Origin of the sequence: Nocardioides sp. (genome assembly GCF_035503875.1) — a bacterium.
Taxonomy (GTDB): Bacteria; Actinomycetota; Actinomycetes; order Propionibacteriales; family Nocardioidaceae; genus Nocardioides.
The window spans coordinates 31,008-48,488 of sequence record NZ_DATJTA010000078.1 but is presented as its reverse complement, the minus strand read 5'-3'; the positions used below and the strand labels follow the sequence as shown (position 1 = coordinate 48,488).

The following is a 17,481-nucleotide window of genomic DNA, read 5'->3' as shown; positions in this document are numbered from 1 at the left end:
GGTCAGTGCGCGTTGAAGGCGTCGCGGAGCCGGCCGAAGACGGACTTCGAGCCAGGCCGGAGCTGACCGGTGGGGTCCTCCTCGCCGCGGATCGCGGCCAGCTCGCGGAGCAGCTCCTCCTGGCGCGGGTCGAGCTTGGTGGGCGTCTCCACCGCGACCGTGACGATCAGGTCGCCGCGTCCCCCGCGCAGGCCGGGGACGCCGCGCGCCCGGAGCACCTGCTGGGTGCCGGACTGGGTGCCGGGACGCACGTCGAGGTCGAAGGTGGTCTCGACGCCTGAGTCGGCACCCTGCTCGACGTCGGCCTCCAGCGTGGGCAGCGTCAGCGTGGTCCCGAGGGCGGCCGCCGACATCGGCACGGTCACCGTGCAGTGCAGGTCGTTGCCCTGGCGGGTGAACACCTCGTGCTGCGCGACGTGGATCTCGACGTACAGGTCACCGGCCGGGCCGCCGCCGGGGCCGACCTCGCCCTGCTCGGACAGCTGGACCCGGGTGCCGGTGTCGACGCCGGCGGGGATCTTGACGGTCAGCGAGCGCCGCGAGCGCACCCGGCCGTCGCCGGAGCACTCCCGGCACGGCTCGGGGATGACGGTGCCGAGCCCGCGGCAGGCCGCGCACGGACGGAGGGTGCGGATCTCGCCGAGGAAGGAGCGCTGCACGTGCGCGACCTCGCCCTGGCCGCGGCAGGTCTCGCAGGGCACGGCGTGCGTGCCGGGCGCGGCGCCCTCGCCGTGGCAGGTCGAGCACAGCACCGCGGTGTCGACGGTCAGCTCGCGGGTCACGCCGAACGCCGCCTCGGCGAGCTCGACCTCCAGCCGGATCAGGGCGTCCTGGCCGCGGCGGGTGCGCGGCCGGGGACCCCGGCCGCCGCCGGCGCCCTGGCCCTGGCCGCCGAAGAAGGCGTCCATGATGTCGGTGAACGAGAACCCGGCACCCTGGCCGAAGCCGCCGGCGCCGCCGCCGAACGGGTCGCCGCCACGGTCGTACGACGCGCGCTTCTGCGGGTCCGAGAGCACCTCGTAGGCCCGAGTGACCTCCTTGAACCGCTCCTGGGTCTCCGGGTCCGGGTTGACGTCGGGGTGCAGCTGACGGGCGAGGCGCCGGTAGGCCTTCTTGATGGTGTCGGCGTCCGCGTCGCGGGCGACACCGAGAAGCTCGTACAGGTCCTGGCTCACGAAGGTTCCTTCTGGTCGTTCGGGGGTGGGTCGGGAGAGGCGGGCGTCAGCCCTCGTCGAGGATGCGGGAGACGTAGCGGGCGACGGCGCGCACCGCCGTCATCGTCCCCGGGTAGTCCATGCGGGTGGGACCGACGATGCCGAGGGTGGCGAGCGCCTCGTCGCGCGGGCCGTAGCCGGTGGCCACGACGCTGGTCGAGGCGAGCTCCTCGTAGGGTCCCTCGGCGCCGATCCGGACGGTCACCATCCCGCCGGTGCTGGCCTCGCCGAGCAGCTTCAGGAGTACGACGTGCTCCTCGAGCGCCTCCAGGAGCGGGCGGACGGCCGAGTCGAAGGAGTCGCCGTACCGGGCCAGGTTGGCGGCGCCGCCGACGGCGATCCGCTGGTCCGAGCGGTGGTCGACCATGGCCTCGACGAGGACGTCGACGACGGCGGCCGTCGAGCCGCCGTCGACCTCCGGGATCGCCGCGCGCAGCGCGACCGCGGCGTCGGCGATCACGGCACCGGTCGCGGCCCGGTTGACCCGGGTGCGGAGGTCGGCGAGGTCGGTGTCGTCGAGGTCGGCGGCGAGCTCGACGACGCGCTGCTCGACGCGGCCGGTGCTGAGGATGAGGACCGCGAGCAGCCGGTTGGGCGCGAGGGAGACCAGCTCGATGTGGCGCACCGTCGAGCGCGAGAGCGTGGGGTACTGCACGACCGCGACCTGGCGGGTCAGCTGGGAGAGCGTCCGCACCGAGCGCTGGACGACGTCGTCGAGGTCGACCGCGCCGTCGAGGAACGTCGAGATCGCGCGCTTCTCGGCGGCGCTCATCGGCTTGACGGTCGTGAGCCGGTCGACGAACAGGCGGTAGCCCTTGTCGGTGGGCACCCGGCCCGCGCTGGTGTGCGGCTGTGTGATGTAGCCCTCGTCCTCGAGCGCGGCCATGTCGTTGCGCACGGTCGCCGGGGAGACCCCGAGCCCGTGCCGCTCGACGAGGGCCTTGGAGCCGACGGGCTCCTCGGTGGAGACGTAGTCCTCGACGATCGCGCGCAGCACCGCGAGTCGACGCTCCTCCTGCATCTCGCCTCCTCCGCCGGGTCCTGGCACTCGAATGATCGGAGTGCCAACTCTACTAGGAGACTGCTGAACGAGCCGGACGAGGCGAGCGTCGCGAGGGACGTGTGCCGGCAAGGCGGAGACGCGAAGGCGCACCGGGGTGCGTCGAGCGTCGACAACGCAGCCGGCGCGCGTCCACCGCGGCGCGCAGCCGGCCGGGTCGTTCGGCGGTCTCCTCGCGGCGGCGACGGAACCCGCGTTCGCGATGCGGACGACACGTTTCCCGACAGCGGAGCCGTCGCATAGGTTAGGCTTGCCTAAGTCACTCAGGAGGCACCATGACCGCGGACCCCACGACCCGCCCGCTGCTCGATCCGGCCGAGCTCGCGGCCGAGGCGCGCAGCATCCTCGCCTGCCCCGGCAGCGTCAGCCTGGTCGTCGACGGCCATCCCACCGTGCTCGACGACGAGGCGCTCGGCATGCAGGACGTGCACGGCACCCCGACGTTCTCGTGCCCGCCCGAGAGCGAGCTGGCGACGGCGGCCGGCCACCACCGCAGCGCGCTGATCACGATCGAGAGCGGCCTCGGCGCCGCCGGGTCCGCGGAGCGCCGGATGACGCTGACCCTGGCGGGCCGCCTGGAGACCCGGGGCGTCGAGGACTGCGCGTGCTGCGCCGAGACGCGGCACGTGGTCGTCCTCGAGCTCAACTTCGCACTGCTGAGCCGGCGAGCCGCACCGGGTGCCGACGAGGAGCGGCCCGACGAGCAGTTCCGGGTGCCGCTCGAGCACTTCCGCTCTCCCGCGCACCACCTCAACCGGGGCTACCTCCAGCGCTCGGTCGAGCACGCCAACAACTGCCACCAGGAGGAGCTGCGCCGGGCGGTCTCGACCACGACCGGGACCCCCATGGGCCGGCTGCTCGGCGTCGCCCTCTCCGGGCTCTCCCCCGCCGGCGTGCAGGTGCGCTGGGTCGACGTGGACGGCGCCCGGCACCTCGACGTCACGTTCCCCCGCGCCGCGCGGACCACCGCCGAGCTCGGCGAGATGCTGCGCCGCGAGCTGCACTCCGGCCTCTGCTGAGACACGCGGCGGGCTAGCCTGCTCGCGTGCCCTTCACCGAGGTCGCGGACCGGATCTGGGTCGCGCGCTACGACTGGTTCGACGTCAACGTGACGCTGGTCGGCGGCGCCGACGGGCTGCTCGTCGTGGACACGCACGCCTCGGCGCTCGCCGCGCGCGGGGTCGTCGAGGACGTCCGCCGGCTCGGTGCCGGCCGGGTCGTCGGCATCGTCAACACCCACGAGCACTTCGACCACACCTTCGGCAACGGCGAGCTGCGGGCGGCGTACGGCGCCCTCCCGATCCACGCGCACGAGACCGCCGCCGAGCGGACGGTGCCCGCCGGGGAGCGGATCAAGGCGCTGTACGACGCCGACCCCGACGACCCGCACCGCGACGAGGTGCTGGCGACCGGGATCGTGCCGGCCGACCACACGTTCTCCTCCGCGGTGACGCTCGACCTCGGCAGCCGGCTGGTCGAGCTCGTGCACCCGGGCCGGGGCCACACCGCCGGCGACCTCGTCGTCCGGGTGCCCGACGCCGACACGCTGCTCGCCGGTGACCTGGTCGAGGAGTCGGCCGTGCGCGACGCCGTACCCGGCTTCGGCGACGACTGCTACCCGCTGGACTGGCCGCTGACCCTCGACCTCGTGCTCGGGCTGACGACCGGGTCGTCGGTCGTCGTCCCGGGGCACGGCGCGCCGGTCGACCGCGACTTCGTCGAGGAGCAGCGCAACACGATCGGCATCGTGGCCGAGACCATCCGCGACCTGGCCTCCCGCGGCGTACCCGTCGGGGAGGCGCTGGAGGCCGCCCCGTGGCCCTATCCGCGCGAGGAGCTCGCGAGCGCCGTACGCCGGGGCTACGAGCAGCTGCCCCGCAGCCAGAAGCGGCTGCCGCTGGTCTGAGCGGGTACCGGGCGGCATGAGCCACGCGGAGAACGAGAACACGACCGGGATCCCCGACGAGGACCTGCCCGAGGACCTGGTGCCGAGCGACGACAACCCGCTCGCCGAGGGCCTCGAGCCCGGCGACACCGTCGAGGACCTGCTGACCGGCGGGAAGGCCGCGGACCAGGAGGGGAAGGGCGAGCCGAAGCCGGGCGACGCCGCCGGCGAGGGACGTGATCCGTCGGACACCTCACAGGAGGAGTGAGGCGGCGCGCCCTGCCGGGGACTGTCGGTCGCGGCACCTAGCGTGACCCGCATGGCTGACCGGTACGGCTCCGACGTCCTCTCCACCGACTGGCGCGCGCCCAAGCGCGGTCGGGCGGTCGAGGCGCCGGCCGACCTCGGCACCGTCGTCGAGGAGGTCACCACCGACTGGTGCGGCGAGATCGTGGCGGTCGACCGCGACCTGCACACCGTCACCCTGGAGGACCGCCGCTCCCGCCGGCGCACCTTCCCGCTCGGCCCCGGCTTCCTGCTCGAGGGCCGGCCGGTGATCCTGGTCGCGCCGGTGCGTCAGAGCGCCCCGGCCAAGCCCACCCGCACCGCGTCCGGCTCGGTCGCCGTCCACGACGCGAAGGCCCGGGTGGCGCGCGCGAGCCGGATCTTCGTCGAGGGCCGCCACGACGCGGAGCTCGTCGAGAAGGTCTGGGGAGACGACCTGCGCATCGAGGGCGTCGTCGTGGAGTACCTCGACGGCGTCGACGACCTCGCCGAGCACCTGCGCGACTTCCGGCCCGGCCCCGAGCGCAAGGTCGGCGTCCTGGTCGACCACCTGGTCCCCGGCTCCAAGGAGAGCCGGATCGCCCAGGGCGTCGCCAAGTCCCCGATCGGCAAGCACGTGCTGATCGTCGGCCACCCCTTCATCGACATCTGGGCGGCGGTCAAGCCCGCCCGGGTCGGCCTCGAGCGCTGGCCCGACATCCCGCGCTCCATCGAGTGGAAGAAGGGCGTGTGCCAGCACCTCGGCTGGCCGCACCGCGACCAGGCCGACATCGCCCGGGCCTGGAAGCAGATCCTGGGCCGCGTCTCGTCGTACCACGACCTCGACCCGGCCCTCCTCGGTCGCGTCGAGGAACTCATCGACTTCGTCACGTCGACGCCCTGAGCGCGGACGTCATACGAGCTGGCGGTTCCAACAGCCAGCACGTATGACGTCGCGATCGGCCCTCAGCTGCGCAGCATCAAGCCCTGCGAGTCCTTGCTGTCCGAGGCCAGGATGATGATCCCGTCGATGACCGGCCACAGCGCGCCGATGCCGCAGGTGAAGATCGTGACCAGCAGCTGGGCCACCCCGATGCCGGTGTCGCCGATGTAGAACCGGCCGATCCCGAGCGGGAGCAGGATCTGCAGCAGCCCGGCGACGATCTTGGACTTCTCGGAGTACGGCACGCCCGTCATCGGGTGCACGCCGTACGGCGCGGCCGGCGAGGCGCCGTACGGCCCGCAGGGGAAGCCGGGGTAGGGCTGGTACGGCTGCTGCTGGTGCGTCGGCTGCTCGCCCGACGGCGGAGGCGGCGGCTGCTGGCCGTACGGCTGCCGGCCGTAGGGCTGGGTGGGCTCGTCGCCCGAGGGCTCCTGCGGGGTGGGGTACTCAGGTCCCTGGGTCATGGGAGCAGCCTAGTGTCGCCGGCCCGCGCGACGCTCAGGGCAGCAGGTCGCGGACGACGGCGTCGGCGAGCAGCCGACCCCGGGGAGTGAGCACCAGCCGCTCGGTCTCCAGGGTGAGCAGCCCGTCGCCGACGAGCGTCGCCACGGCGGCCCGGCCGACCCGGTCGAGCACGGCCACGGGCAGCCCGTCGCGCAGCCGCAGCTCCAGCAGCACCCGCTCGACGCGCCGGTCCTCCTCGTCCAGCAGCTCGCGGGCGTGGGCGGGGCTCCGGTCGGCGGCGAGGCGGTCGGCGTACGCGGCCGGGTGCTTGACGTTCCACCACCGCACCCCGCCGACGTGAGAGTGGGCTCCCGGTCCGACGCCCCACCAGTCGCCGCCGGTCCAGTACAGGAGGTTGTGGCGGCACCGGGTGTCCGGTCCGGTGGACCAGTTCGACACCTCGTACCAGCCGAGCCCGGCGGCACCGAACCGCTCGTCGGCGAGCTGGTACTTGTCGGCCAGGTCGTCCTCGTCGGGCATCGGCAGCTCGCCGCGCCGGACCCGGCGGGCGAGGGCGGTGCCCTCCTCGACGATCAGGGAGTACGCCGAGACGTGGTCCGGCGCGCAGGCCAGGGCCGACTCCACCGAGACCTCCCAGTCCGCGATGCTCTCCCCCGGCGTGCCGTAGATCAGGTCCAGGCTGATCTGCTCGAAGCCTGCCGTGCGCGCCCACTCCACAGCCGCCGGCACCCGGAGCGGGTCGTGGGTGCGTTCCAGCACCTTCAGGACGTGGTCGACCGCGGACTGCATCCCGAAGGAGATCCGGTTGATGCCGACCGAGCGCAGCTCCTCCAGGTCCCACAGCGCGACGCTGTCGGGGTTGGCCTCGGTGGTCACCTCGACGTCGTCGGTGAGCCCGAACTCGCCGGCGATCGCGGCGACCACCGACCCGAGATCGGCGGGACTGAGCAGCGTCGGGGTGCCGCCGCCGAAGAAGACCGTCGAGACGGGGAGGTCGACGTCACCGAGCACGGCGCGGGCGCGGCGTACCTCGGCGATGGCCGCCTCGGCGTACGTCGCCCGGGACGCGCCCGGCGCACCGCCCGCCGGCCCGAGCTCCTCGGCGGTGTAGGTGTTGAAGTCGCAGTAGCCGCAGCGCACCGTGCAGAACGGCACGTGCACGTAGAAGCCGAACGGCCGACGCCCGAGGCCCGCGAGGGCGGACGCGGGAAGGGTCCCGTCCTCCGGGACGGGGTCTCCGGCGGGCAGGGCGGAAGGCACCCGTCCATCATCCCCCAGGGTCGGCCGCCCGGTCAGATCGGCACGTTCAGGGTCAGCGTGTAGCCCTCCGCCACCGAGCCCGTCGCCTTGGCCATCTGCAGGGAGTAGCCGTCGGAGAAGATGCCGTCGCTCTCCAGCGGGGTCTGCTCCATGTTGGTGACGCTCTGCTCGTAGCCCTCGGTCGCGAAGACCGCGTCACAGACGTCCTCGGGGATGGCGAGCTGGGAGGTGCGCAGCTTGTTGGTGTACGTCGTGGCGTCAGCGAGGGTCTCGTAGACCTCGAAGTGCATGTGCGGCCAGCGCCCCGAGTAGGCGGCCGGGAAGATGGTGGTGAACTCCACCATGCCGTCGGCATCGGTCTCCTGGACGCCGCGCAGGTAGTTCTCGTCGGCGATCGCCTCGGAGTACATCGAGTAGTCGCCGTTGCGGTCGCAGTGCCACAGGTAGACCGCCGCGCCGCTGAGCACGGTGATGTCGTCGCCGTTGAGGTCGTAGACCTTCAGCCGCACGGTGGTCGGGACGCCCTCGGCCACCCCGGAGGCGTCGCCGAAGCTGGTGGTGATGTCGCTGCGGACGATGCCGGACTCGCTGAGCACGTTCGGGCCGTTGGAGCCGTCGCCCGGATAGGGACCCGCCGTCTCCTCGGGGATCTCGCCCTCGGCGACCTCGACGTCGGACTCGGCACCCATCGGCCCGCCGCCACCGGGTCCGCCGCCGCCCGGTCCTCCCGGCGGGGCGCCCTCGGGCGTCGAGCTGATCGTCGTACCGCTGTCGGAGGAGCAGGCCGCGAGCGCGGCCGCCGCCCCGACGCCGCCGAAGATCGACAGCATCCCGCGCCGTCCGAGCCGGTTGCGCTCGACGATCTTCGGGAGGTCGTGGGAGAGACCGAGGTCGTGTTCGTGGTGGCTCATGGGGACAGGGAAGCCCGCGACCCTGTGCGTCCCCTGTGCGACGGTTGAGGCCTTCGTTTGTCTCACCGGGTCTCGACAGGCTCCGTCGCGACCTCGTTCCTCAGACCCGATCAATGGAAGTCCCGCGACCGGTGGCGGGCTCGCAGCGCGGCGCCGGCGTCGGGGTCGACCTCCTCCAGGGTCCCGAGCCGGTCGGCGAGCAGGTTGGTGGCGCCGTCCTCGTGCTCGACCACCCCGCGGATGACCATGCCGGCCGCCGAGGTGGCGACCTCCCGGTAGCGGCGCCAGACCCCGACGGTGCAGATGACGTTGAGCATCCCGGTCTCGTCCTCGAGGTTGAGGAAGGTGACCCCGCCGGCGGTGCCCGGGCGCTGACGGTGGGTGATCATCCCGGCGACGCTGACTCGCCGCCCCGAGCCGACCTCCGCCAGGTCGGTGACGGTGCGGATCCCCCCGGCGCGCAGCCGCTCGCGCAGATGCACGAAAGGGTGCGCCTCCGGGGTCATCCCGGTGGCCCAGAGGTCGGCCATCGTGGTCTCGACACCGTCCATCTCGGGCAGCATCGGCGCCTCCGACGTCAGCCGCAGCCCCTCCAGCTGGTCGTCGCGCTCGGTCCAGCCGGCGTTCCACAGCGCCCGACGGCGGCTCAGCCCGGCACTCTCGAACACCCCCGCCGTCGCCAGCGCCTCCAGCTGGCGGGCGTCGAGGCCGGCCCGGCGGGACAGGTCGAGCTGGTCGGCGAACGGCCGCTCGGCACGGGCGGCGACGATGCGCTCCGCGACCTCCTTCCCGATGCCCCGGACCGAGTCGAGCCCGAGCCGGACGGCGTACGACGTGTCGCGGCGGTGGACCGGCGTCGGGTCGGGCGTGCCCTCGACGAAGGCGGTGCGCTCGGGATGGTCCTCCAGGCAGGAGTCGAGCCCGGTCGGGCCGGGCGTCTCGCCGGGGAGCAGCTCCAGGTCGGCGGTGGCGCGCGAGACGGCCAGGTCGGGCCGGAGCACCGTCACGCCGTGCCGGCGCGCGTCGCCGACCAGCGACTGCGGGGAGTAGAAGCCCATCGGCTGGGCGCGCAGCAGCGCGGCCAGGAACGCCCCAGGATGGTGCAGCTTGAACCACGAGCTCGCGTAGACCAGCTTGGCGAAGGAGAGCGAGTGGCTCTCCGCGAAGCCGAAGTTCGCGAAGGACAGGATCTTCAGGTAGATCGCGTCGGCGTCCTCGCCCTCGATGCCGCGGCGGCGCATCCCGGCGTACAGCTTGTCCTTGATGCTCTCGATCCGCTCCACCCCGCGCTTGGAGCCCATCGCGCGGCGCAGCAGGTCGGCCTCGTCGGGGGTGCAGTCGCCGATGGCCTTGGCCATGTCCATCAGCTGCTCCTGGAAGAGGGGGACGCCGAGGGTCCGCTCGAGCACCGGGACCAGGTCCTCGTGCGGGTAGGTGACCGGCTCGCGGCCGGTGGCGCGGCGGATGTAGGGGTGGACGGCACCGCCCTGGATCGGCCCGGGGCGGATCAGCGCGATCTCGATGGCCAGGTCGTAGAAGCTCCGGGGGCGCAGGCGGGGCAGGGTGCCGATCTGGGCTCGGCTCTCGACCTGGAACACCCCGATCGAGTCGGCCCGGCAGAGCATGTCGAAGACCGCCGGCTCCTCCTTGGGCACCGTGCTCAGCTCGTAGCGCTCCCCCAGGTGCTCGGCCGCGATCGACATCATGTGGTCGAGCGCGGAGAGCATGCCGAGGCCGAGCAGGTCGAACTTCACCAGCCCCATGAACTCGCAGGCGTCCTTGTCCCACTGCAGGACCGTGCGCTTGTCCATCCGCGCCCGCTCGATCGGGCACACCTCGCCGATCGGCCGCTCGGTGAGCACCATCCCGCCCGAGTGGATGCCGAGGTGGCGCGGCGCCCCGAGCAGGTCGTTGGCGAGCTCGACCACGGGCGCGGGTACGTCGCCCTCGGTGGTGACCTCGCTCCAGGAGCTGATCTGCTTCGACCACGCGTCCTGCTGGCCGGGGGCGTGGCCGAGCGCCTTCGCGGCGTCACGGACGGCCATCTTGGGGCGGTAGCCGATCACGTTGGAGACCTGCGCGGCACGGTGCCGGCCGTAGCGGTCGTAGACCCACTGGATCACCTGCTCGCGCTTGTCGGAGTCGAAGTCGACGTCGATGTCGGGCTCCTCGTCGCGGTGCTCGGAGATGAACCGCTCGAAGGGCAGGCCGTAGAAGACCGGGTCGATGGCGGTGATGCCGAGCGCGTAGCAGACCGCCGAGCTGGCTGCGCTCCCCCGGCCCTGGCACAGGATCTTCTTCTCCTTCGCGAAGGCCACGATGTCGTGGACGATCACGAAGTAGCCGGCGAAGTCCTTGCGCTCGATGACGTCGAGCTCGTGCTCGATCTTGCTCCGGGCCTCCCGCTCGTGCGGGCCGCCGGCGTACCACCGTTGGAAGCCCTGCTCGGTCAGGTGCCGCAGCCAGCTGATCGGGGTGTGCCCCTCGGGGATGCCGTCCTTGGGCAGCCGCGGCGTGGCCTTCTGCAGGTCGAAGGCGAGCTCGTCGGCGAGCACCACGCTGCGCGGGACCGCGTCGTGGTGGCGGGCGAAGCGGCGGGCCATCTCCGCGCCGGAGCGCAGGCTCGCCGCGCCCGAGGGACGCAGCCAGCCGTCCATCTCGGCCAGGCTCCGGCGGGCGCGTACGGCGGCCATCGCCGCGGCCGTCCGGTGCCCCTCCGGGGTCGCGTGGTGGACGTTGTTGGTGGCGACGACCGGCAGCCCGCGGTCGGCCGCGACCGCGGCCAGCAGGTCGTTGTGGCGCGAGTCGAGCGGGAAGCCGTGGTCGGTCAGCTCGACCACGACGTGCTCGGCGCCGAACCGGGCGACCAGCAGGTCGACCTCCTCGGCGGCGGCCCGCGGGCCGTCGGCGACCAGCGCCTGGCGGACCGTGCCCTTGCGGCACCCGGTGAGCACGAGCCAGTGCCCCCGCCCCTGCTCGGCGAGCTCGTCGAGGTCGTAGAGCGGACGGCCCTTCTCGTCGCCGCGCAGGTGGGCGTCGGTCATCGCGGCGGCCAGCCGGTGGTAGCCCTCGACCCCGCGTGCCAGCACCAGCAGGTGGCTGCCCTCCGGGTCGGCCACGCCCAGCTGCGGCCGGGTCAGCCCCAGCGACAGCTCGGCGCCGTAGACCGTGCGCAGGTCCTGCTGCTGGGCGGTCTCGGCGAACAGCGGGGCGCCGTAGAAGCCGTCGTGGTCGGTGATCGCCAGGGCGTGCAGGCCGAGCCGGGCCGCCTCCAGCACCAGGTGGTCGGCGCCGCTGGAGCCGTCGAGGAAGCTGAAGCTGGAGTGGCAGTGCAGCTCGGCGTACGGCGTGAGCGGGCCGGACGGCCGGGTGACGACCGTCTGGTCGCGCCGGTGCTTGCGGGTCGAGATCGGCGCCTCGGGATCCGTGGGCCGCGGGCGGCCCGAGAGGCGCGCCTCCAGGTCACCCCAGGACATGTTGGCGGGGTTGTTCCAGCCCATCAGTCGTACGCCGCCTCGGTCCACCACACGTCGCCGTCGAGGGCGAGCAGCCAGGCCCGGCCGTCGACGCCGACGACCTGGAACCGCGCGACCCGGCGACCGCCGGCCTCCCACCACTGCTCCTCGACGACCCACGGACCGGCCCAGGCCGCGACCGGCTGCCAGTCGTCACCGGCGGCGGGACGGAACCGGTCCGGCTCCCCCGTCAGCGACCCGCGCTCGTCGAGCGCGACCGGACGCCCGCGGGCGTCGGCCACCTCGGCCGCCCACGGGCTGCGCAGCACCCGAGCAGGGGCGGGAGGCGGCAGGCTGCCCGGCCACGGCGGCCCGCTCGGCCGCAGGCCGGTCGGCCGCTGCCCCCACGGCACCCAGGCCTGACGGTCGGCCGGCCCCCGACCCCCCTGGAGCACGGGGACGACGACCGCGTCGTGGCCGAGCATCCCCTGCACGCGCGCGATACCCCGCTCCACCCGCTCGTCGGTGCCGCCCCAGAGCACGTCGGCGTGCACGGCGTCGGGGACGACGGTCTCCGGGACGAACCGGACCCGTTCGACCGGCGCACGCACCTCGCCGGCCCGGGTGGCCGAGCCGTGCAGGGCGCCCTGCAGCTGCCAGTGCAGCCGGTCGACCAGGTCGGTGGCGGTGAAGAACCGGGGGTGCATCCAGGTGCGGACCGAGGCGGGCCGGCCCTCGGGGTCGTCGCCCTCGGCCCGCGCTTCGACCCGCACCTCGGTGCAGACCAGGCCCTGCCGGGCGATGCCCGCCACGAACTCCTCGGCGGTACGGCGCACGCTGAAGACGATCGTCTCGGCGGAGTCCAGCGGCGGCTCGAAGTCGACGTGCCGCTCGAGCTCGGGCGGCGGGGTGCGGGTAGGGAGGTGGACCGCGCCGTCGCCGCCGACCACCCGGTGCACCCAGGCGACGTGGCTGCCGAACCGGTCGCGCACGTCGGCCGCTCGCAGCCGGGCCAGGTCGCCCAGGGTGCGCAGGCCGAGCCGGCGCAGCAGGCTGACCGCGTCGGGCTCGTCGAGGACGTCGACGGGCAGCGCCCGCAGGAACTCGGGCGACCCGCCCGCGGGGACCACCAGGCTCTCCTGGGGCCGCGCGCGCCGGGCGGCCTGCTCGGCGGTGAACAGCTCGTCGGCCACCCCGGCGCGGCTGTCCCAGACCCCGAGGGCGACCAGCCGCTCGGCGAGCACCGCGCCCGCCTCCTCCTCGCCGCCGTAGAAGCGGCCGGGCGAGTGCAGCGCGACCAGCCCCGGTCGCAGCGGCGCGATGCCGGGCCGGATCTCCTCGACCGCCACCAGCACGTCCTCGAAGGCGCGCGCGTCCCGGTCCGGCGACGCCGGGAGTACGGCGAGCTCCGGGCACCGGGACTGGGCGTCGCGCCGGCGCATCCCGCGTCGTACGCCGAGGGCGCGGGCGGGCTCGTTGCAGGCCTGGACCAGGTTGGCCCGGAAGACCGCCGCGGGCAGCCGACCGGGCAGGCCGGCCTCGGTGGCCGCGGCCACCACCGGCCAGTCGGGGCACCACACGACCAGCACCCGGGCGGGCATCAGCCGGCCTCCCGCACGTCGGAGGTCGTCACCGTCGCGGGCGCCTCCGGCGCGGCCCGTCGTACGCCGGCGGCGGGGTCGGGCAGCCAGAGGCCGGTGCTCCGCGCGGGCGCCGCGCCGCGGCGTACCGAGACCGTGACCCGGCGTGCCTCGAGGTGGCCGTGCCCCCGGCCGAGCCCCGTCCAGGCCGGCTCCTCGGCGCCGATCCGGGCCTCGCAGCGCGGCCACTCGCCCTGCACCAGCAGCACCGCGGAGCGCTTGCGCAGCCGGGCGCCCAGCCGCTCGGCGACCGACGGCGCGACCCGGCCGCCCGGCCGGAGCAGCACCACGGGCGTGACGTCGACGAGGGCGGCGGTGACCTCCAGCCACTGCTCCCCCGGCTCGGGCACCAGCACGGTGCGGGCGAGCTCGACCCCGGTCTCGGCCGCGGCCTCGGCGCCGAAGTCGGGGATCCCCACGACCGCGCACCAGTCCCCTGCCCGCGACGGACCGGCCAGCAGCGCCATCGCCAGCCCCAGGCCGTCGACCTCGTAGCTGGCGCCGGCGTACAGCTGGACGACCCCGGAGAGCGCCGGGTGCATCGCCACCGGGACCCGCGGCATCCCGCCGGACATCCGCTGCATCCGCTCGCGCAGCACCGCCAGATCAGGAGGCTGATCCGGGCTCAGGGAGGCGACGGCTGCGGACACACTCCATGATCGAACACCTGTTCGATCGAGTCAATCCGGCCCCCCAAATCGCCGAGCCGGCGCGAGTTCGCGCCGGCTCGGCAGCAAACTCACGCCGGCTCGGCGGAGGTGGGGTGGATCAGGTGTAGAGGGCGGCGATGCGCTCCGCGTTGTTGTTCTCCACCACGTTGCGCTTGACCTTCATCGAGGGGGTGAGCTCGCCGGACTCGATGGTCAGGTCGTGGTCGAGGATCTCCCACTTCTTGATGGTCTCCCACCGGTTCAGCTTGGCGTTGAGCTCCTCGACGTACCCGGCGACCATCGCCTTGACCGCGGGCGAGGAGACGATCTCGGAGTACGACGCGCCGCTCATGCCGTTCTCCTCGGCCCAGCCCGCCATCGCGTCCGGGTCCAGGGTGACCAGCGCGACGACGTAGTTGCGCTCGCTGCCGAAGACCATGAACTGGCTGGTGTAGGGGCAGATCGCCTTGAACTTCGACTCGATCGCCGACGGCGCGATGTACTTGCCGCCCGAGGTCTTGAACAGGTCCTTGATCCGGCCGGTGATGGTCAGGAACCCGTCGGCGTCGAGGCTGCCCTTGTCGCCGGTGCGCAGCCAGCCGTCCTCGGTGAACGCCTTGGCAGTCTCCTCCGGGAGGTTGTGGTAGCCCTCCATGATGTGCGGCCCGCGCAGCTGCACCTCGTCGCCCTCGCCGATGCGGACCTCGGCGCCCGGGAGCGCGGGGCCGACCGTGCCGATCCGGTACTCGTCGGGGTGGTTGACCGTGGCGCCCGCGGCGTTCTCGGTCATGCCGTAGCCCTCGAGGATGAGGATGCCGGCGGCGTGGAACCACTCCGCGATCTCGGAGTTCAGCGCCGCGGACCCGGAGATGAAGAACCGGACCCGGCCGCCGAAGCGCGCGCGCACCTTGCTGAAGACGAGCTTGTCGAACAGCCCGTGCTGCAGGTTGAGCAGGAACGGGACGGACCTGCCCTCGCGCTTGAGCCCGTCGACCTTGATGCCGACCTCGAAGGCCTTGAGGAACAGCTTCTCCTTCAGCCCGCCCTCGGCGGCCTGCATCGTGACGATCCGGCCGTGGGCCTTCTCGAAGATGCGGGGCGCGGCGCCCATGAAGGTCGGCTTCACGACGCCGAGGTTGTCGACGATCTTGTCGACCCGGCCGTCGATGGCGGTGGCGAAGCCGCAGGCGAGCTGCGCGGAGAGCAGCACCTTGCCGAAGGAGTGGGCCATCGGCAACCACAGGAACTGCAGGTCGTCCTCGCCCAGGATGTGCTGCGCCTCGATCGCCGCCCCCTCGTAGACCCACGAGCGGTGCTTGAGCCGGACGCCCTTGGGCTTGCCCGTGGTGCCGGAGGTGTAGATCAGCGTGGCGAGCTGGTCGGGGGCGATCGACTTCGCCGTCTGCTCGATCACGTCGGGGTGCTCGGCGAGATAGCCGTCGCCGAGCGCGGCGAGGTCGTCCATCCCGATGATCCAGTCACCATCGGTCGCGCCGTCGAAGGTGACGACCTTCGCCACGTGCGGCAGCTCGTTCTTGTGCTCGCGCAGCTTGGCAAGCTGCTCGTCGTCCTCGGCGAAGACGACCCGGCACTCCGCGTCGGCGAGGATGTACGTCGTGTCCTCACCGTTCGTCGTCGGGTAGACGGTCGTGGTGGCACCGCCACCGCACATCACCGCGAGGTCGGCGAGGATCCACTCGTAGCGGGTTCCGGACACGATGCCGACCCGCTGCTCGGACTCGATCCCGAGCGCGAGGAGTCCGGCGGCGAGCTGGGAGACCCGGTCCCCGGCCTGCTGCCAGGTCACCGATTCCCAGGCGTCGCCGCGCGGGAAGCGGAAGGCCTCGTTGCCGGGCGACGCGGCCACCCGGTTGAGGAACTGCACGGCCACATTGGGCTCGAGATGGTCGACGAAGCTCGTGTCGTGATTCGCGGGCATGTCACTCCTGTGCAGGGATGGCTGCGGGAGGCTGGCGGTCCCGGCACCCTCCCAGCGCGGCTGTTGCGGAGTAACCTACGTCACTCGCAACTCGCCGGTAACCCGATCGGTGGTGCGTGTCCGGAATCCGCATCCGTCTTTGCCCGAGCGGCACCCCGGGCAGGCTCAGGCGAGGGCCGCCACGTAGTCCTCGGCCTTCAGCCGGACCTTCCTCGCGAGCCCCTCGACGCCGATCAGCCGGGGCAGCAGCGTCCGGTCGAGATGGAGGGCCTGGAACACCAGCGAGACGGTGACGCCGTGGCCGGGCCGGTGCACGACCTCGATCGGGTCCCCGGCGCCGATCTCACCCTCGACGAGCACCCGGAGGTAGGGGCCGGGACGGGCCGCCTGGGCGAAGCGCCGCACCCAGGCGGTGTCGTCGTAGCCGTTGCGGCCCATCCAGTTCTTGAAGTCGTTGCAGGGGGTGCGGACCGCGGCGACCTCGAGCAGCACGTCCCCGATCCGCCAGCGCTCGCCGATCTCGGCCTCGTTGACGTCGATCCCGGCCGTGGTGAGGTTCTCGCCGAACTGCCCGTCGCGGATCTCCTGGCCGAGCTCGGCGGCCCACAGGTCGAGGTCCTCGCGGGCGAAGGCGTACACCGCCTGGTCGGGACCGCCGTGGTGCTTGGTGTCGGAGACCTGGTCGCCGTCGAGGCCGAGGCGGCGTACCTCGACACGGCCGGGCAGCGCCACCTTGTCGATGCTGGTGCGTCCGATGCCGGCCCAGTCCGCCTCGCGCGGGGCGCCGACGTTGACGGAGACGAGGTGGGCCACGGCGCGATTCTCGTGCACCCACCTCGCCCCCGGCGAATCAGTTACCGCTCGTCACCGTGACCAGCGGGTCCGCGGCGTCCCCGGTCCCGAGGACGTACGACGCCGCCGCGGCGTCGCCGAGCTGCGCGCGCAGCCACAGTGCGGCCCACCGCGCGGTGACCTCGATGCTGGCGGCCTGGCTCAGGCTCTGGCTGTTGACCTCGGCCTCGGCGCCGGCCGGGCTCTGGACGTCGGTGATGCCGTAGTGGTTGGCGCCGCTGACGCGCACGATCTGCTTCGGCCCGTGCTGCAGCTTGGCGTAGCTGGACTCCGCCTGGGCGGGCTCGGCCATGCCGTCGGACTGCCCCTGCACCAGCTGCACCGGCACCTGGTTGTCGATGGCGGGGTAGATCCCGAGGATCGCGTTGTTCGTGCCGTAGAACGACCCGGCCTTCACCGCGTCGGGCAGGTTGAAGCCCAGCGTCGTGCAGAACGGGATCGAGCACTTGTCCTCAGTGATCGACAGACCGGTCGCGCCGCCGAAGGAGTGTCCGAGCAGGACCATCGTGTCGGTGTCGATGTGGCCGTTCAGCGGCGACGAGGCGGCGGCGTTCTCGGTGGCCATCCAGCCGAGCGTCTCCCCCACCTGGCTGGTCGAGGTGTAGTAGTTCGTGTCGAAGAAGTTCAGCCGGCGGTGGGTGGGCGTGACCACCACGAAGCCGTACGACGCCACGGCGGCGGCGTACTGGCTGTAGTACTGGCGGTGCACCTTGCCGCCCTGGAGGAGCAGCGCGACGGGCAGCTCGCCCGTCGGGTTCGACGGGTAGTAGACCGTGGTGCCGTCGTTGACGATCTTGCTCTGGTACGACGAGACCGGCACCGGGGTCACGGGGGCCGAGGTGTCGGCGCCCGAGGGGGCCGGGGCGGCGACCAGGAGGCCGGCCGCCAGGACGAGGGTCGTGAGCACCGACCGAGGCCGGGTGAGCACTGCGGGGGGACGCAT

15 protein-coding genes are annotated in these 17,481 nt (G+C 73.1%); 4 read left to right on the top strand and 11 right to left on the bottom strand.

All coding sequences use genetic code 11. The features are described from left to right. Nucleotides 1-2 precede the first annotated feature (2 nt). Entirely contained in the window at nucleotides 3-1,175 is a 1,173-nt protein-coding gene (gene dnaJ / locus VMF51_RS17770) for a molecular chaperone DnaJ (protein ID WP_325475792.1), read from the bottom strand. 46 nt (nucleotides 1,176-1,221) lie between these two features. Beyond that, nucleotides 1,222-2,235 carry a heat-inducible transcriptional repressor HrcA gene (hrcA, locus tag VMF51_RS17765; protein WP_325475791.1) on the bottom strand — a complete coding sequence of 338 codons (1,014 nt, stop codon included), beginning with the start codon at nucleotides 2,233-2,235 and terminating at the stop codon, nucleotides 1,222-1,224. Nucleotides 2,236-2,549: 314 nt separating this feature from the next. Here hrcA and VMF51_RS17760 point away from each other — a divergent pair, with 314 nt between their 5' ends. The 4 genes from VMF51_RS17760 to VMF51_RS17745 are packed head-to-tail and all read left to right on the top strand — an operon-like array spanning nucleotide 2,550 to nucleotide 5,327. Next, nucleotides 2,550-3,293 (top strand): hypothetical protein, encoded by a 744-nt coding sequence (locus tag VMF51_RS17760; protein WP_325475790.1) that lies wholly within the window; start codon nucleotides 2,550-2,552, stop codon nucleotides 3,291-3,293. 26 nt (nucleotides 3,294-3,319) lie between these two features. Beyond that, on the top strand, nucleotides 3,320-4,180 hold the full coding sequence (locus VMF51_RS17755) for an MBL fold metallo-hydrolase (protein WP_325475789.1): 861 nt from the start codon (nucleotides 3,320-3,322) through the stop codon (nucleotides 4,178-4,180). 16 nt (nucleotides 4,181-4,196) lie between these two features. Beyond that, nucleotides 4,197-4,427: a hypothetical protein gene (locus VMF51_RS17750; protein ID WP_325475788.1), complete on the top strand. Its 231-nt coding sequence runs from the start codon at nucleotides 4,197-4,199 to the stop codon at nucleotides 4,425-4,427. A 51-nt stretch (nucleotides 4,428-4,478) separates the two neighbouring features. Next, a complete protein-coding gene (locus tag VMF51_RS17745) occupies nucleotides 4,479-5,327 on the top strand; it encodes a DUF3097 domain-containing protein (protein ID WP_325475787.1) in 849 nt (282 codons plus the stop codon). A gap of 62 nt (nucleotides 5,328-5,389) precedes the next feature. Here the strand turns inward: VMF51_RS17745 and VMF51_RS17740 are convergent, their stop codons facing one another. From VMF51_RS17740 to VMF51_RS17700, 9 genes are all read right to left on the bottom strand, one after another. Next, nucleotides 5,390-5,830 (bottom strand): TM2 domain-containing protein, encoded by a 441-nt coding sequence (locus VMF51_RS17740; RefSeq protein ID WP_325475786.1) that lies wholly within the window; start codon nucleotides 5,828-5,830, stop codon nucleotides 5,390-5,392. Between the two features lie 34 nt (nucleotides 5,831-5,864). Next, complete coding sequence (hemW, locus tag VMF51_RS17735; protein WP_325475785.1) at nucleotides 5,865-7,091, bottom strand: radical SAM family heme chaperone HemW; 1,227 nt, start codon at nucleotides 7,089-7,091, stop codon at nucleotides 5,865-5,867. 32 nt (nucleotides 7,092-7,123) lie between these two features. Beyond that, nucleotides 7,124-8,002 (bottom strand): 3,4-dioxygenase subunit beta, encoded by an 879-nt coding sequence (locus VMF51_RS17730; protein WP_325475784.1) that lies wholly within the window; start codon nucleotides 8,000-8,002, stop codon nucleotides 7,124-7,126. A gap of 110 nt (nucleotides 8,003-8,112) precedes the next feature. After that, nucleotides 8,113-11,502 (bottom strand): error-prone DNA polymerase, encoded by a 3,390-nt coding sequence (locus VMF51_RS17725; RefSeq protein ID WP_325475923.1) that lies wholly within the window; start codon nucleotides 11,500-11,502, stop codon nucleotides 8,113-8,115. Further along, nucleotides 11,502-13,058, bottom strand: a complete 1,557-nt coding sequence (locus VMF51_RS17720; RefSeq protein ID WP_325475783.1) for a DNA polymerase Y family protein — start codon at nucleotides 13,056-13,058, stop codon at nucleotides 11,502-11,504. Before VMF51_RS17720 ends, VMF51_RS17725 begins: the two co-directional genes overlap by 1 nt. Next, a complete protein-coding gene (locus VMF51_RS17715; protein ID WP_325475782.1) occupies nucleotides 13,058-13,747 on the bottom strand; it encodes a hypothetical protein in 690 nt (229 codons plus the stop codon). Before VMF51_RS17715 ends, VMF51_RS17720 begins: the two co-directional genes overlap by 1 nt. A 118-nt stretch (nucleotides 13,748-13,865) precedes the next feature. Further along, nucleotides 13,866-15,686, bottom strand: coding sequence for an AMP-dependent synthetase/ligase (locus VMF51_RS17710; RefSeq protein ID WP_325475781.1), 1,821 nt, complete (start codon nucleotides 15,684-15,686; stop codon nucleotides 13,866-13,868). A 165-nt stretch (nucleotides 15,687-15,851) separates the two neighbouring features. Continuing rightward, nucleotides 15,852-16,499: an MOSC domain-containing protein gene (locus VMF51_RS17705; RefSeq protein ID WP_325475780.1), complete on the bottom strand. Its 648-nt coding sequence runs from the start codon at nucleotides 16,497-16,499 to the stop codon at nucleotides 15,852-15,854. Nucleotides 16,500-16,536: 37 nt separating this feature from the next. Beyond that, on the bottom strand, nucleotides 16,537-17,481 hold the full coding sequence (locus tag VMF51_RS17700) for an alpha/beta hydrolase family protein (RefSeq protein ID WP_325475779.1): 945 nt from the start codon (nucleotides 17,479-17,481) through the stop codon (nucleotides 16,537-16,539).